The organism is Paenibacillus lutimineralis (genome assembly GCF_003991425.1).
In the GTDB taxonomy this organism is placed as follows: Bacteria; Bacillota; Bacilli; order Paenibacillales; family Paenibacillaceae; genus Fontibacillus; species Fontibacillus lutimineralis.
Map to the genome: position 1 here is coordinate 5138893 of NZ_CP034346.1, position 16600 is coordinate 5155492.

A 16600-nucleotide genomic window follows, 5' to 3' on the forward strand; every position below is an offset into this window, starting at 1 on the left:
TTCAACTCTACAAGCTCCCATGCTTAATTGATCTCTGTACCCGTTTTCAGTTGCTCTAACGGCATATCATCAATCCGCAATAGCTATTCTCCTCGCTACAGAACTGTGACGGATACATTAAAATTATTTCCTGCGGTGCTAGTCTTCATGATTCTTAATATATGTGTAGTAGTATCAAAAGTATAATCCTCTCCCGGAATCAACGAGACTCCGTTCAACTTCACATTCGATAAATCAGACAGCCCCGTATATACGTCCAATTCCTCAAAAGGATGATCAAAGCTCATATTGAGTGTCTTGGAGCCGGTATCCCAATTCATGGACTTAAGGTTAATATCCTGATAGGAATGTCTGGTGTCCGTTCCTATTAGAATCGGGTAGACTCCCCCATAGCTCTCCTTCAGCTGGTTGAACAGGATTTGTCCCCAGGCCTGGGATTCGCCCATGCCGGCATAACCCAGCTCATTTCTGATAACGAGCGCATCATCTGTATCCCATTGCGGAAGCTGCAAGAAATAACTCAAGGCGCTTAGCGCTTTTGGGCTCTGCTTGTCGCTATATCCCAAATAAGTTTTGGTAGTGTAGTAGCCCTTATTATTATTGGCATTAATGTCCTGCAAATGAGATTCATAGTTTGCCGCTTTGGGATCGTCAATTCCTTTGAATTTCCTTATTCCAAAAATCACGTTCCCCAGCCCATCATTGTCATTAGCAAACAATCCGGAAGCTTCCGCAGGCAGCAGGTCATATACATATTGAGCGATCTGTGCATAAGTTTTTCCTTCTATAGTTGTTGTATTGTCCAGATCCGCCATAACAGATAATCCATAAAGAAGCGGCCCCAGCTCGCCCCAATATAACGAACCGTTCGACTTGTCATCATATGACGCCCAGTTATGCTGCCCGTAATTCATTAAATTCCGATAATAAATACCGATCGCCTGATTCAATACTTCCCTTGCATCGTTATCTGCTGGATGGCTGCTGCACCATGAGGCTAAGCCCATGATCGGGTAGCCGTAATTCATAAGCCTGCCAAACAAGTAATTATCATACTTGGTCGAGTTATATTCTGTCGGTTCATAGCTGTCAGCGGTTCCTCCCAGCATATGAGAACCAAATCTTATTTTTTCAAGGTATTCGCTCCAGGTCTCACCCTCGGCAATCGTTCCGTTGTATTTAAAGTAAGAGCTACCGTTGGACTGCAAAATCCCCTCGAATCGGTCCGGATTGTTCTTCGCAAGGTCTTCTCCCCTTACAAAACCTTTTCCGTCATCATAGAGCAGCCAGGCATCGCTTCCCCATTGTTTGACGGAGCCGAAAAGTTCCGCTTCCCCGATGCCGTCGTCGCTCAACGCTTTTACAATCAAGCGCGGATTGGTAATCGAACCGCTGGTAGGCGTAATGGAGCCCTCAATCTCGGCTACACCTCCATGAATGCGGACCTTAAAATACACATGGACATTGTTTTCGTCTTTAGTGAACTCAACGACCATTGTATTGGTATCTTCATCAAAGGTAACCGATCTGGTCGTGGGATTGGCAATTTCCACTGGAGTCAAACCATCATAGCCATAAGCAAAGCGAAGAGCTCCCAACGGATCGGAACCATAAGTGCTCTCCGCAAACGTTAATCGAGGAACAGATAGATCACCCGTTACAAAATACAGACCATTATCAAACTTTAGCTGCGGATCTACAAACACACTTGGACCCTGTCCATACCTGAAATCAGCCCATCTGTGAGTAGGTAAGCCTCTTGGCATGCTCTCCTTTACGAAATCAACCAGATTTTGCGTCGTATCCTGCGCATAGGTTTCAGGCAATGTCTGCAAGCTCAGCAATATCTCGGCGGAATCCGTGCTCCATCTCATACTGCTCTCAATATAACCTCTGGTTTCCGTATTCCTGTAGTCCCCTAATTGAGGATCATAATAAATTCTCTGACCCCTCTCCTGAGGCTTGACGGCATAGCTGGATACATTTCTGACCTCCGCCTGATTCGATCGCGCAATGGTGTCCCCATTTAAATCGCAGACATCAACAATATAGACATATGTTTTTTCTGCTTCAAGAGAACTCACGTAGGACAGCGTATTTACATCTGTAATTGTGGCATCAAGGTAATAAGGATGCATTTGGGGCAGATATTGAAAATTTTTATTCCAATCTCCCTCCGTGTAATATCTAAGGCCCGGATATGTCTTGGGAAATTTATAGACTTTATAAGACCCGAAATCATCCCCCTCATACTTCACCCAGTTGATCGTTGCTTGGTTGGAAGCGGGAGCACCCGCAGACAGGGAAAATTCAGGGTATGGAACCACATTAATATCAAACCATATCCCCAGATCAGGCAAAAAGGTGCCATCCGCCTTAATAGGACGCAGATAGATTCTGCTTGTCCCAAGCTCCTCCTGGCCTGTAAAGCTGAACATAAACCTTCCTGTACCTCCGGTTTCGATCCCGGAATAGTTTGGCGCAGCCGGTCTGCTGAACGTAAGCCAATTATTGTAACCGGTAAATATAGAGCTTGTCTCATAAGAATAGCTGGCGTCCATATTGGCCAAGACGACTTCATTGCTTGGCCATCCGAATAGCCATGGCTCGCTGCCGTTATTTTTGAGGTCAACCCAAAACTCTCCCGTCTCACCTGGATGTACAGTAATGGACGAAGCGCTCTCTTGAACATACTGGGCGCTGAAATTGTTATTCGCGTAAGCTACAGGCACGAAGGCGGATAAAATCAAAAGGATCAATGAGCTTGCAAACAGAACCTTCCATTGTTTTCTCCCTTTCCTCATGTTAGCTAATCCTCCCTTTCGGATTGAATCAACACGGTTTCTCCCTCCTGGTATAACGGAGCCTCCTATCTATTCCTTGGCGGCAGACAGGAATGCATCGACCTGCTGCTGATATTCCTCAATTACCTTGTCCAGTCCGGCTTTTTTAAGCTCAGCGCTGTATTGGGCAATCGCTTTTTCCGGCTCCAATACGCCCGCTGCAATTCCGTATTTGTATTTATTCTCTATCGTACTAAGAGCAGCCAGCTCGGTCTTAACCGGTGTTTGATCGAAGTTGAAGCCCATAATCGGACTCAACAGTTTGGTATCCTTATCGAAATTCAGCAATTGCTCCATAAAGTCCGGAGCATCGGTGGCCTTTGGCTTCAGGAACTTCGGATTTTGCCACATCCACTCCGGTGGTGCATATCCAATCGTCGATGCATCTACTCCATCGGGAGTAACAATCTTGCCGTCCTTAATGTCAAAGTGAGTGCCCTTCAATCCATTGGTCATCATATCGTAATTATCTTCGTTTTCCTGAATCCAGTTCAGAAACATAACGGCTCTATCGATGTTTTTCGAAGTTGCGGCAATGCTTTGGAAGTTCCAAGTGGTCGTTGGCATATAAGGCTCATCGGTCAACAATATTTTTACGAACTCAACCTCGGCTCCAGGTACGGAAATATTCCGATAATAGTTGTTATATTCATATACATCCCCGCCGCCAATCGCTGCTTTTCCTGAGTTGAAATCTGCCCGGATGTCACGACCAACCATGACGTCCTTATCGATATATCCTTTTTCATAAAGCATCCGTAAATATCTCGCATCCTCCAAAGTTCCCGGAAGGTCGTATTTAGCTACCGCTTTCAACGTCTTGAAGTTAAATAAAATGCCGTCAGAAACTGTGCTTTGCAACACTTCCCCTGTCTGGTATTGGGCAGGCGGCTCGTTAAATACGATCATTTCCGGATTATTCTTCTTCACCGCTTCGGCATAGGCTAACAGATCATCCATGGTCTTGATCTCAGGCAGGCCGTACTTTTCGCGCAAGTCCTTGCGAATTGTCGCCGTATAGTAGCCCTTGGTCGTACCTAACGCCCCTGCCGGCACGCCGTACTTCTGACCGTTAATCGTGACCGGAGGCCAATATTTACTGTCAAGCGCATCCATGATGGCTTGTCCATATTTGGAGAGAGGCTCATCCAGCGAGGCAAGCGAGTTGGATTTGGCGAACGTGCCCAGAAGTCCCGGATCCGTCCACATAATATCTACTTGATTTCCCGTGGCTAGCATAATCGGCAATTTTTGATAGTAATCCCCCCAAGGAATGTATTGATACTTCAATTTCACGTTAATGCCGTCCTCGGCCAGCTTCTTCTCCAAGGCCGCTGTTACCGTATCCTGATCCGGCTGCGGATCACCCGGATATACGATGTTCAGAGTCACTTTCGGCAAAGACTCCGTGCCGCTGCTTTGAGCTGATCCATTCTCTTGGCCAGCGTTTGTCGCCGCTCCATTTCCTCCATTGGACGAGCAAGCGGCCAAAGCAGCTATCAGCAGTACACTTGCCAGAAAAACCCCAAACGTTTTACCAAATAATTTTTTCATGACCAGACCTCCTGTTTATGATGAGTGCTATCTATACAAACCCTTTCGGGGTGTATACAAAGAAACATGCGCAGGCTAACCCCATATTCAGCCTTTTACACTTCCAATAGTCAGACCTTTGACAAAATAGCGCTGCAGGAACGGATACAACAAGATGATGGGCCCAATGGTCAGAACTGTGGTTGCCATCTTGACGCCCTCCTCCGGAATAGATGCAGCTGCGATCGATGAATTGGATCCGCTTGAGGTCGCGTAAGAAATATTGGAAGTAATCGCCCGAATGAGCAGTTGCAGCGGGTAAAGCTCCCTTTCGTTGATCAGCATAAGCCCGAGCCACCAATCATTCCAATAGCTGATGGCATAAAACAGGCAGATAGTGGCCAGCCCGGGCAATGCGAGCGGTAATGCAATCCGGAATAATAGCTGAAATTCATTTGCTCCATCTATTTTCGCGGCTTCAAAGATTGAATTGTCAATGCCAGATATGAAGCTTCTCAGCACAAGAAGATTAAATGCGTTAATGGTGTAAGGAATAATCAAAGCAAGCAAACTATCGTGCAAGCCCAGATACTTCGTCGTTATGATGTACCATGGAACAAGACCGCCATTAAACAGCATGGTGAAATAGACAAGAAACGAGATTGGCACCGCCATCTTCCATTCCTTTCTCGACAAGGCGAATGCCATCATGGTGGTAATCAGCATGCTAAACAGCGTTCCAACCACCGTAACAAAAGTCGTGACTTGGTAAGCGTCCAGAATGGTGGAGCCTCTTCCAAGCACATATTTGTATGCCGCCCAGGTTACTTCATGCGGGAATATATCAAAGCCGTTCGCACGAATATATTGCTCATCTGTAATCGATGTAGAAATAATGGTCATGAATGGAATAATAGCGACGATAACAAACAAAATCATATAAATATAGGCAAAAGCGGAAATGATCTTATCACTGGCAGACTTGGTTTTCATTCATTATCACACCTATCTGGATTTATCTTTTAGAACAGCGCGGCATCCTTGTCATACTTTCTCACTACGGCATTGGCCGTATAGACAAACAGGAAGCCAATAACGGATTGTAGCAGTCCGATGGCCGAGGACATCCCTACGTCATTCAAGGTTCGAAGCGCCCGGAAGACGTAAGTATCAATGACATCCGTAGTGGAGAACAACAGGCTGTTATCGCCAACCAAGCCATAGATCATGCCGAAGTCGCCATAAAAGATCCGGCCTATAGCCAGCAGAAGCAAAATAATGATCGTCTTGGAAATACCGGGAATGGTAATATGCCAGATCTGCCGGAACTTGTTCGCTCCATCAAGTGCAGCAGATTCATACTGCTCCTGATCAATTCCCGTGATGGCGGCAAGGTAAATAATGCTGTTGAAGCCAACCGACTTCCAGGAGTACAGCAGCACGAGGATGGCCGGCCAATACCCGGCCTGGTTGTACCAACTGACCCCTTCCAGGCCCAGGTTCTTTAACCAATTGTTCACGATGCCGAAATCCGTATTCAGGAAGTTGTACGCAAATACAGCAACAATCACCCATGAAATAAAATTGGGGAGGATTACGAGCGATTGGGATATTTTCTTGAACCAGACCAACCGGATTTCATTAATCAGAACTGCGGTTATTACGGCTAATGCAGTACCTATACCAATGAATAAAACATTTAGGAATAGAGTGTTGAAGACAACCCTCAGTACGGAAAGCGTATCTACGGTTAGAAATTTAAAATTGTTCAGTCCATTAAACGGGCTCCCGAAAATCCCCAGATCCATACGGTATTCCTTAAAAGCTATGACAATACCAGCCATGGGCAAATAACTGAATAACAGGAAGTAGATTAATCCGGGTAACACCAACAAATATAGAAATTTGTTTTTGACTAAATCGGTAAACCTTACATGCAGGGCTCTCCTCATTTTTGCACACCTCATTTTCTCTATGTCGATTCTCTTGCCTCAGGGCCAAAATATAGCGCTTTCAATATCAAATCACAAGTTTAAAAACTAAATATTCCTTTTAATAAAGTAGGTTAGACACGGCAAAAAAACATACATAATGCCGATCTATGCATTTCAAACCTCAATCTGTGTAAATATCCTCAGTATCTTCCAAAAAATCGTCGTTAAAAAAAGACGTCCCTGGGGAACGTCTCAAACTCAAAAGCTAGTGTTTCTTCCGGTATTCGGTTGGAGCCAAACCCGTATGCTTTTTATACCAGGTTACAAAATAGGAGGAATTCAGGAACCCTACTTTTTCCCCGATTTCCTTGACCGTTAGCTTGGAATCCTTCAAATATTGATTCGCCTTCCGAATTCGCAGCTCCGTAACATACTCAAGAAACAGACTGTTAAACAATTCTTTGAACAGCCTGCCGAAATAAATGCCGTTGTAGTGAAATCGTTCGGCTACCATTTCAATAGATAGCTCGGGATTACCATACTGCTCCTCAAGAAAAGCGGCAATCTTCTCCGCTAAATCCGACTTCTGCTGCTTTTTGTTTTCCTTTGAGCGGCAAATGGTCGTCCCAATAAACTCAACAAACCACTCCTCGATTTGCTGCAAAGATTCCTTCCGCTCCAGGCTCCCCAGCATTTCAATAAAATTGGAGGAGGTTGTCGAAACCGAGGGATTAGCAGAGGTAGCTGTAATCACGGAAAATAATAAATGATGCACCGAAAGCCGTATCTTATGATATGGCGCGAGTCGTAAGGAAGCAAAAATGTCTGCTACAGCCGCTTCAACCTTATCCTCCCTGCCTGCCTTGATGATCTCAAGAAGTGTTTTCTGTTTGGCATTTGGATAGTCAAAATCGTTATTCAGCCGTGATATCGCATCTTCGTAAGTAATAATGCTGCCCTCTCCACGAACAAGACGGTAAAGGGAAGCTTCTTTCGCACTTATATAGGAGTCGCTAATCTCTTGAGCGCTCAGAGCAGCACGTCCAATACCGATGGTTACCGTGATCCCATAAGTGCGAGCAACCTCCTGCTGAAGCTCCAGCATCGCGCTCATCACGGCATCAGGCAGAGCCGCTTCTTCTCCGCTGAATATAAGCACGATATCATGATCTACCTTAACCATTTCACTGAGAACGCGGGACAGCATAAACTGCTCGGTGAAGCTATACAGGACCGTGCTGATGGTATGGTCAATCTCTTCCTTCCGTTCGGCCAGTTCACGAATGTTATCCAGCTTCAGAACAGCCACATACAAAGCGGCGCTTTTCAGTAGATCGACATGCAGCTTATACTCCTCTATATCCTCCGGCTCCGGATTCCGTACCCCATGCAGCAGCTCCTTAAGGTATTCAGCCTTTAGTGATACTCGCGATTTTCGGCTAGAAGCTTCCAACTGTTCAAATTGTGTAGCAATATTGGAATAAAATCTTGTCAATATCTCCATTTCGCTAAGTTTTCCTTCCGGCAGCTGCCCCGTATAGGCCTGGAAGCGAAGCGTATTGCGGGCAAGCCTGGATAGCGGTGAAGACAGCAGCCCGCTGAGAAGCGCAGACACACCCATGGCCAGAACAAGCAGCACCAGGCAGGTTATAATCGCCACCTGTCGAATTGCTGAGATCTGCGCCGTAGCCGTATCGTATGGAATGACAGAGACAAAATACCATCCAAGCTGCTCCGAATAAAGAGAAGACACCATGGACAGGGTCTGATCTATCTTATCTGTAAAGCTTTCATTTTGATCTGCTTCTATAATACGCTGTACGTAATTCCGCTGGGAAATATCAGCAAGGAACCCGCTCTCCTCGAAGCCAAACACGATATGACCTTCCTGATCCAGGATCATAAGGCCATCGTTGCTTTTCGTCTCATCCTCTTGATGATTCACAAAGCTGTCTATGGTCAAATTGACTATAATAGCACTAGTAATATCATTGGTTTCCAGATTTTTATCATAGTAGAAAATGGTATATACGTTCTGAACAGACCGCGTCGCTCCCTCGATGGACAGCTTGCGGGGAACCGCGCGGCCCAGACTCTGGACGGGAGCCTCTCTCAGCCACTCGATCGTTGCGGCTTCGGCATGCGCTTTATCGCGATCCGTCCCGATTAGCGTTTTGCTTTGTCCGTTATATAACGTTATAGAATAAATATTTTTATTGGTCAGCATCAGGTCATTTATTTTTCTCAAGGACGCATTATTCAGATAATAGTCGCCCGCCGCTTCACGGCTGTTGATGGATCTTATAATGTCATTATCCACAGATAATTGCAGCGTAATCAGTCTGGCCTGATCGATGATGAACTCGAACATGCTTGAGCTTTGCTCCAGCCGTTTTTGCGAGATTTCATTGATCTGTTCCGTTGAGCTCTTGGAGAAAGCATGGTACAGCAGGACGGTCATAGTTAAGGTAACAGCGGCAAGCAGCACAACGAAAGAAAAAAAGAACTTGACAAACAGCGACCTCAAATGGATTTTCTCTCTGATATACTTCATCCTAGTCCCCCTTGTGTTGTTACCCGCCACAATCATTATAAAGCGCTTTCATATTGATGGTAATTAATGATGTTAATTATACCACACCTGTACATGCATGTTTCCCTCGATTCGTATCCGGGCCCGGATAGGTGGTTGATTTAAAATCATACTGCAGAAATTACTTTGAAATGATGTTTCCGTAACCTGCAAAGGGGTAGTCAATCACGATTCTTCCTGCCTCTGTATCCCCTATGCCGCTATACAGGTCGCATTTTCCGTCCTCGCGCATCACGATGCCTGAAGAGAAGGCACAGTCCGTCAATTCCGGCTTTTTGGCCGGACCGTCGGGATAGCAGGTTCGGGTGCCAATGATTTTCTGATCCATAGCAACATGATGATTCACATCCAGAACAAATGAAAAATTCATATAGACCTGCTTCATCCCGCCGTCTTCCTCAGTAGTCTTGTAACAGATATGACCAATGACGCCAATATTCCCGCTGTCTAAATAATAGGCCTGGTTGCAGCCTCCCCACTCATTTTGCTCAAATAAACCATAGATGTAAGGTGCATTCTCGACTACCTCCATCGTGAGCTCGTCAAGACTGTTAATGACGGTGAAGCCGATCATCGATTCACTGCCAAATGTCCTGCGGATCTCCTCGCTCCGTGGTCTGGAGAATACCCCAATCCTTCCCCCGTCCATTTCAACCAAACGTATATCCTTCATATACTCGGGTCCTGTAGTGAAATAATGCAAATCGTAAATTTCCGTACCTTTGTAAAAATATCCGAAATACGTATCGACGCTGTTTTGCTGGTAACGCACATGTGTTCCGCCCATAACCAAGGTATCGCCGATTAGGCAGATATACGGATCTTCCAACGGATAGATCATAGAATCAGGGACCAGCGTCCATTGGTCTTTGCCAGTCTTTTCAAACAGCCGTACCCAGGAGCGGGCCCATTCGCTGCGTCTTTCCATTCGACCGAAAATATATTCCCTCCCTTTCCACTGGAACGGAATCGAGACATTATATACATCGTAGCCCTCTACTCCATAAAATGTAAGCTTTGCCCTTTCATAAATAGACTTATTCATCTCAAAATGCTCTCGCCGCTCTATCAAATTCATTGACCATTATCCCTCCGTTTGTCTTCGTGACTTGTCGATTAGTTTATCATGGACCGGCACCGGAATCTTACTTATATTTAGCCACGGACTACGCTATTTTTGCATTTACACAAACACCTTTCGAATAATATACCAACAGTTCAAGCTTTATATAATCCAAATAAGCTATACATTATTAAATAGAATATGCTATTTTGATGTTAGATAAGGAGGGAGCCGAAGGATGAACATTCAGATTCAGAAGCTGACCGCAGAGGGAGGAATTGACGCCGAGTCGGAGGGACATTACAGGGATATAACGGGGATTGAAAATACATCAGGCCCCCACACCCATGATTTTTTTGAATTTTTCGTCATCATTGAAGGATCGGCTTATCATTGCATTAATGGTAAAAGAGAACTGCTGAATGAAGGCGCGCTTGTGTTCATGCGTCCGCAGGATGTCCACTATTATGAACAATTGCCCGGCACCGATTGTCGGCTGATCAACCTGTCATTTTATGAAAAGACGCTGCTGGATTTGCTTGCCTATCTCGGTCCGGGATTTCCCAAGGAATCGTTCCTTAGTGCGGCTTTTCCTATCGTCATCCAGCTATCCCAGCAAGAAAAGCGGCTGTTACAGCATCGTATGGAAAAGCTCTATCGAATTCCCCAGCATGAGAAGCAGTGGTATCGGGCCGAGCTTCGAGCTCTTTTAGCAGAAGTATACAGTCATTATCTAATGCATTCCGTTATTCCAGGAGTTAGCCAAAAACCCGCATGGTTTCTCGATCTTTGCAAAGAAATGAAAAAGCCGGAGCACTTTATTGAAGGTGTCCCGGCGATGATCCGCTTATCCGGCAAATCTCACGCCCACTTATGCCGTATGTTCAAGGAATGGGAGCATGAGACGCCTCTGCAGTATTTGAACCGGATTAAACTGCAATATGCGGAAAATTTATTACTCCATTCCGACTGGAGCATACTGGATATCTCATTAGAGGCCGGGTATGGAAATCTGGGGCATTTTTATAAATCGTTTAAAAAGCTGTTCGGCAGAACGCCCCAAGCCCACCGAAAAATGCATCATACCAAGCTCACTCCATTGGTATGAGTTATACAAAGCAGGGCAACGCTAACCACTCCCGATCTTCAGGGCCAACATCGCCAGCGCCGTCGTGTTCAGTCTCGTCCGCAGCTTGGCTGACTTTTCAGTTTAACCAATTCAGCTTGTACGATCGTGAGGCGGACGTAAAAAGCGCAAAGGCTGCTTGCCTTCGCGCTTAACTTTTGTATGCTTATTCCAGGAAAAATTGCATCGTCCGATCCGACGACTCCGGCAGATACTCGTGTCCAAAGTCAGGATAAATAACGAGCCGCTTCTTCGCATTCATTTTATTGTAGGCTGCAAATTGCGTTGACGGCGGACAGATGGTGTCCATCAATCCAACGATCATCATCACTTCGCCTTTTATCCGTTCAGCCAGAAACTGTATGTCGATATAGCCGAGCTTCTCGAATATTTCCTGCTCGCGCTCATGCAGCAAATCATAATAACGGAAATATGTGCGCAGTTCACTGTAGGCTTCCTGATCCAGATCCATGTCCCAAGTGCGTTTGTAATCGCTAAGGAAAGGGAAGATCGGTGCCAGTTTCTTCACCCTTGGTTCCAATGCGGCACAGGCTATTGTAAGCCCGCCTCCCTGAGATCCACCTGCTACATATACGCGATCCGGGTCAACTTCTGGAAGTTCCATCGCTATCCCAGCAAGTTGTGCCGTATCCAAGAATATGTGGCGGAATAGCAGTTCATCCGGACGATCATCCAGACCGCGGATAATATGTCCATGGTGGGTATTGCCCTTCACCCCGCCTACATCCTCCGAGCTTCCCCCTTGGCCGCGGCAATCCATAGCAAGCACAGAGAATCCTAGCGAGGCATAGGCCAGTTTCTCACTCCAATCTCCGGCATGGCCAGAATAGCCATGAAACATAACTACTACCGGGTGAGGCGCCATTGTATGCTTGGGGCGCACATATTTCGCGTGAATCCTCGCTCCCTTCACACCGGTGAAATACAGGTCGAAGCATTCTGAATTCGGTACTTGAAAGCTACTCGGAACAAGCTCAATTTGCGGGTCCACCGTACGCATCTCCGCCAGAGCCCGCTCCCAGTATTCATCAAAATCCGCCGGACGCGGATTGGTTCCTTGATAGGTTCTTAATTGCTCCAAAGGCATATCGATAATTGGCATATTTCCTCTCCTCTTCCCCCCACATTCGGCTCTCTTAACTTAACTTGGAACCGGCAACACTGATGAGTCACTCCCTTCCTATTTTCTTCAGTTCACCCTCAGCTTCCCTATGGCTTGTCTTCTTGTATCGGGAGGATAATTGTCACCGTGGTGCCTTGAAATTCCTCGCTCTCTATCGAGAGCTTCAACGGCTCCCCATAATACAATCGCAGACGCTGATAGACATTTATTAGTCCCACACCGCTGGAACGGCCCGTTGAATTCCGAACCCGAGACCGCTGCTCAGCCGCTGCCTCCGGCTCCAACATCAGCGATTGTCTGACCCGCTCCAGCTCCTCTTCGCTCATGCCGATGCCATTATCTTGTACGGTTAGCATCAAGACAAGACCGGACAACTTGGTGCGAATAAGCAGTTCGCCTTTGCCATATAAATCCTCGATTCCATGCTGCAGTGCATTTTCAATGATCGGCTGAAGAATGAATTTCAGAACGGGCAGCTTCATCGCCTGATCATCCAGCTCCCAGCGGACAATGAATTTGTTCTGGAAGCGCAGCTCCTGAATCGTCAAATAATTACGCGCATGCTCAAGCTCATCGGATAGGGCTACAACCTCGCTGCCTGTATTGATCGTGAACCGGAATATTTTGGCCAGCGATTTAACCATCGTGCTTACTTCCGTTGCTCCATACTGACGTGCCCGCATATTAATCGCTTCCAACGTGTTATACAGAAAATGCGGATTGATTTGCTGCTGCAGCATGCCTAGCTCAGCCTTCATCCTGGACGTAACAAGCTTCTTCTCGCGAATTTCTTTATCCACATTTTCCTGCATTAGCTCGTGAATTTGTCGAAGCATTTGATTGAAACTGGCAACGAGCCGGCCGATTTCATCACGAGGCTGCGCTTCATCGGTATCCGTTCTTCCCACCAATAGCGGTTCCTCATTCTCGATAGCCTGCTTCAACCGCTCGATCGGTCTAACGAGCAAATAAGCGATCTGTCTCATTACAAGGAGTATGATCATTATGATGAGCACAAGTAGAAGGCCGAACCGGTAGAACATCGAATGGATCTTCAGATAAACGTCATCGATGGTCATGAAGATATACGAATACCAGCCTGGCTTCTCAAGACCGCGTTGAATAACCACTTGGTTGCTGCCTTCCACCTGTTGAATCTGCACGTCCAGTTCTTCCTTATTTGGAACGCTCCATTGACTGACCGCAGCTTCCTGGAATGATTTGGGTGTAAGATGCGAGTAGATTAATTTACCCTCATGATCGAGGATAACGAAGCTCTGCTTACGGTCTGTCGTCGCATACGAGAAGGCATCCTCCTTCAATACCACCTGCAGGAAAGCCGTAGTCGGCCTGTCCGCCACACCGGACGAAACCTCCAGCTTCTTCACAAGCATTAGAGCCGGGTGGCCGTATACATCCTTGAGTCCAGTCAACCAGACCATCTCTTCCGCTTCAAGCTGCTCCAGCACATTCTTCTCATAGGAATGCAGCTTGAACAAGGTGCGATTATTATTAAAGACTGAGGAATATTTGGCTACTCCGCTCACATCATAGATTACAAAATAAGAAATATCATTGAGTCCCGGATAGCTTGATACCGTGAAATCATCCATATTTCCTCTATATAAATAAGGTGAGGTCAGGTTCGTCAGCCTACTGTCCGTGGACAAACGATTTGTTAAATTCTCATACCGTTCCACTCGGCTCTGCAGCTCAGTAACTAAATGATCCGAGGACTCTACGGATAGATCCACCGCTTTATCAAATACATATCTGTACATTAAAAAAGCGTACATGACGATAGCAAGCAACACGGGAATCAAGACCGAGGACAGCAACATAATGAGCATCTTCTTGCGGATCGTAAACCTTGATAACCAGCCGCGCGAGAAGCGCTGCTCTGGTATGCTCCGAAAATCAAGATCATTCTCCTTCTTCCAGACTGCTCGCGCCAAGGCCTGATAGGGATACATCACTGCATTGGCCAGTCGGTAGGCGATCACCAAGCTAAGCAGCATACTGCAGGCGAGGAAGATAATAAAAGTATAAGTAGTGCCCCACTTCCCGATTGAATCATATTGCATCTGCTCAAAGATAATGACACGTATGCTATAAGGGGGAACGGGAACAGTCCTGACATAGTAACGGCCGTCCAGAGACTGCTCCCATTCCGTCTCGCCGGAAGCGGCCAGCTTGACCGCCTTCTCCATAGCTTCCCGTTCAGGCACATTCGTCCACAAAATCTGCTGATTCTCATCCAGAATCCCCGCGTATCCGCTCCAGATTCGGGATGAAGGCAGCTCGGCCGTAAGGATACGTTCGTCGAATACTATGACTGAGAGCACATTAAGCGCATTGACTCCGTTATTAATAATTAAATGTCCTTCGATACTGGAAGTGAATTGATTTAACCGTTCCCATGTCTCCGGCGGCAGCAATCCCCTCTTCTCCTCCAGCACGCTGGAGAGCATTCCTTCTGGAATATAAGCCGGCATACCGTAATAACGAGTCAACAAATCTAACAGCCCGGCATCCTGCAGATCCTCGATCCACGGAATTTGACTGTCATCAATCGATTCGCCTGATTTCATTGACTTACCGAAGTTTTTCTGGTTGATGTTATCGCCTATGAAATAGATACGTTCCACCATCTCCGGCGGCAGATGAAGCTGTTCCAGACGCGACGACAGCTCCTGCCGTGCGATCAGCTCTTCCTCAGGAGGGCGCAGGCTATAGAATGAACGTGCATACAGAATAAAGTCATTCTGCTCCAGCTGCAGAGCCAGCGAGTTCATTTCATTCAGCTTCGAGATCATTTGGCTCTCGATATGCCGTGCAATATTCTGCTCGGATGCCCTTCTAATCTCGGAGCCTGTATCATTAATATTCCAATAGCCGATTCCGAATATAGTGATCTCGGATAATAGTGTCAGCAGCAGCGCTACACTGATAAGCATATTGCGGTGATAGCGGAACCTCACGACAGTTCTCTCCCATAAGCCGCATTGCGGTATTCAAGCGGAGAGAGCTGATTATATTTTTTGAATACTAATGTAAAGTATCTTGGATTCTCATAGCCGACCATTTCACCCACCTCATGCACCTTATGATTGGTATGCCGGAGCAGACTCTTGGCCTTCTCAATCCGGAAGGAGGTAATATAATCGATATACTTCTGACCCGTCAGTTCCTTGAACAGGAAGCTTAAATAGCTAGCGTTCAGGTGTACATATTCGGCTACATCATCAAGCGTAATCGTCCGGTCATAATTGTGCTCAATAAATTGCTTAGCTTCTTGAATTAAGCGGTGTCCGTTGTTAATCTGCTCCGCATTACACGCAGCCTCTTCCGGGTCTGCCGCCTCTATGCCCGGCAAATTCTTACTGGATGTATCGTCCTGCCGAAAAAGCGCAGCTGCCTCCTGATAGGATCTGCAAATTTGGTTTGGCTGCTGTACAACTGTCCCAATGGAATAGATCAGCTTAGATTTAAACAGGCCTCGAAATCGCTTCAGACGTTGTATTACCTGCTCAAGCTCAACAGCCAGCGACTGCGGATCTTCCTTATAGCCGTCAATCGCCGCCCGATCCGTCCAGATCAGCGCACATTGCCCGTCGGCATCGACATAGTGGTAGCCCTTACCCCATAGATCCTGCATCAAATTATCCAACGTAAATAAAATAAGGGCCCAATCCTTATCTCCAACCCCTCTCGGCCGTCTCGGATATTCTGTAAAACGCAGCAGGCACACAACATACTCTGTGTATTCCTCCAGCATAATTTCCGCAGCGCTGCTCTCCAGTTCAATCGCATCCTCTTTCATCTCGCTATACAGAAGATCGCGTAAAAAGCGCTTTCGTAAATGCTGTACCGATAGCTTTGCTTTGCGTTCCCAGGCTGCACGCTGCAGCTCATGCACCCGCTCCTGCTCGACCATCCGCACCGCCCTGGCCAATATTTTTCCGTAATCCTCGAAATCGAGTGGCTTCAGCAAATAATCAAGTGAACCATGTTTCATACAGGTTCTCGCATATTCGAAATCATCATAACCGGACAATACGATAATCTTCATATGGGGATATCGGGAGGCAACCTTCTCAGCCAGCTCCAGGCCATCCATAAGAGGCATACGAATATCTGTCACCAGCAGGTCGATCTGCTCATTCATCATCGTCTGCAAGGCAAACAAGCCATTCTCACAATCTGCAACAACGTCAATATGATAAGAGGAATAGTCAAAGCTGCGTAGGCCTTGTCTAATTTCATATTCATCGTCAACGATCATCAATTTATATCGGTTGTCACTCATAGCTGCCCTTCCTTTCTTGTCTGCCATGCTCTGGATGCTGGTATATAGGATCTAC

Annotated in this window: 10 protein-coding genes; 1 reads left to right on the forward strand and 9 read right to left on the reverse strand. The window is 46.4% G+C overall.

The annotated features are described in order from the left end of the window. Nucleotides 1-95: 95 nt before the first annotated feature. The 6 genes from EI981_RS22735 to EI981_RS22760 all read right to left on the reverse strand — a co-directional run bounded on the left by EI981_RS22735 (nucleotide 96) and on the right by EI981_RS22760 (nucleotide 9981). Nucleotides 96-2804 (reverse strand): hypothetical protein, encoded by a 2709-nt coding sequence (locus EI981_RS22735; protein ID WP_127002150.1) that lies wholly within the window; start codon nucleotides 2802-2804, stop codon nucleotides 96-98. A gap of 69 nt (nucleotides 2805-2873) precedes the next feature. Continuing rightward, nucleotides 2874-4397 carry an extracellular solute-binding protein gene (locus EI981_RS22740; RefSeq protein WP_127002152.1) on the reverse strand — a complete coding sequence of 508 codons (1524 nt, stop codon included), beginning with the start codon at nucleotides 4395-4397 and terminating at the stop codon, nucleotides 2874-2876. A gap of 87 nt (nucleotides 4398-4484) precedes the next feature. Continuing rightward, the gene (locus EI981_RS22745; protein WP_127002154.1) at nucleotides 4485-5369 is read right to left on the reverse strand and encodes a carbohydrate ABC transporter permease; all 885 of its coding nucleotides are present in this window, start codon (nucleotides 5367-5369) and stop codon (nucleotides 4485-4487) included. A 29-nt stretch (nucleotides 5370-5398) separates the two neighbouring features. Next, nucleotides 5399-6328 (reverse strand): ABC transporter permease, encoded by a 930-nt coding sequence (locus EI981_RS22750; RefSeq protein WP_127002156.1) that lies wholly within the window; start codon nucleotides 6326-6328, stop codon nucleotides 5399-5401. 247 nt (nucleotides 6329-6575) lie between these two features. Beyond that, nucleotides 6576-8864, reverse strand: coding sequence for a helix-turn-helix domain-containing protein (locus EI981_RS22755; protein ID WP_162616251.1), 2289 nt, complete (start codon nucleotides 8862-8864; stop codon nucleotides 6576-6578). A gap of 160 nt (nucleotides 8865-9024) precedes the next feature. Beyond that, the gene (locus EI981_RS22760) at nucleotides 9025-9981 is read right to left on the reverse strand and encodes a DUF1861 family protein (protein WP_127002160.1); all 957 of its coding nucleotides are present in this window, start codon (nucleotides 9979-9981) and stop codon (nucleotides 9025-9027) included. A gap of 223 nt (nucleotides 9982-10204) precedes the next feature. Between EI981_RS22760 and EI981_RS22765 the strand changes: the two genes are divergently transcribed. Further along, nucleotides 10205-11074, forward strand: a complete 870-nt coding sequence (locus EI981_RS22765; protein WP_127002162.1) for a helix-turn-helix domain-containing protein — start codon at nucleotides 10205-10207, stop codon at nucleotides 11072-11074. A 184-nt stretch (nucleotides 11075-11258) separates the two neighbouring features. Here EI981_RS22765 and EI981_RS22770 read toward each other — a convergent pair whose 3' ends face one another. The 3 genes from EI981_RS22770 to EI981_RS22780 form a co-directional block, all read right to left on the reverse strand. Next, entirely contained in the window at nucleotides 11259-12215 is a 957-nt protein-coding gene (locus tag EI981_RS22770) for an acetylxylan esterase (RefSeq protein ID WP_127002164.1), read from the reverse strand. A gap of 107 nt (nucleotides 12216-12322) precedes the next feature. Further along, complete coding sequence (locus EI981_RS22775) at nucleotides 12323-15217, reverse strand: histidine kinase (RefSeq protein ID WP_127002166.1); 2895 nt, start codon at nucleotides 15215-15217, stop codon at nucleotides 12323-12325. Beyond that, nucleotides 15214-16545, reverse strand: a complete 1332-nt coding sequence (locus tag EI981_RS22780) for a response regulator (protein ID WP_162616252.1) — start codon at nucleotides 16543-16545, stop codon at nucleotides 15214-15216. Before EI981_RS22780 ends, EI981_RS22775 begins: the two co-directional genes overlap by 4 nt. Nucleotides 16546-16600 lie beyond the last annotated feature (55 nt).

Coding starts and splice junctions, on each gene's coding strand:
- EI981_RS22735 (WP_127002150.1), bottom strand. CDS start 2,804: ATGAGGAAAGGGAGAAAACAATGGAAGGTTCTGTTTGCAAGCTCATTG.
- EI981_RS22740 (WP_127002152.1), bottom strand. CDS start 4,397: ATGAAAAAATTATTTGGTAAAACGTTTGGGGTTTTTCTGGCAAGTGTA.
- EI981_RS22745 (WP_127002154.1), bottom strand. CDS start 5,369: ATGAAAACCAAGTCTGCCAGTGATAAGATCATTTCCGCTTTTGCCTAT.
- EI981_RS22750 (WP_127002156.1), bottom strand. CDS start 6,328: ATGAGGAGAGCCCTGCATGTAAGGTTTACCGATTTAGTCAAAAACAAA.
- EI981_RS22755 (WP_162616251.1), bottom strand. CDS start 8,864: ATGAAGTATATCAGAGAGAAAATCCATTTGAGGTCGCTGTTTGTCAAG.
- EI981_RS22760 (WP_127002160.1), bottom strand. CDS start 9,981: ATGAATTTGATAGAGCGGCGAGAGCATTTTGAGATGAATAAGTCTATT.
- EI981_RS22765 (WP_127002162.1), top strand. CDS start 10,205: ATGAACATTCAGATTCAGAAGCTGACCGCAGAGGGAGGAATTGACGCC.
- EI981_RS22770 (WP_127002164.1), bottom strand. CDS start 12,215: ATGCCAATTATCGATATGCCTTTGGAGCAATTAAGAACCTATCAAGGA.
- EI981_RS22780 (WP_162616252.1), bottom strand. CDS start 16,545: ATGAGTGACAACCGATATAAATTGATGATCGTTGACGATGAATATGAA.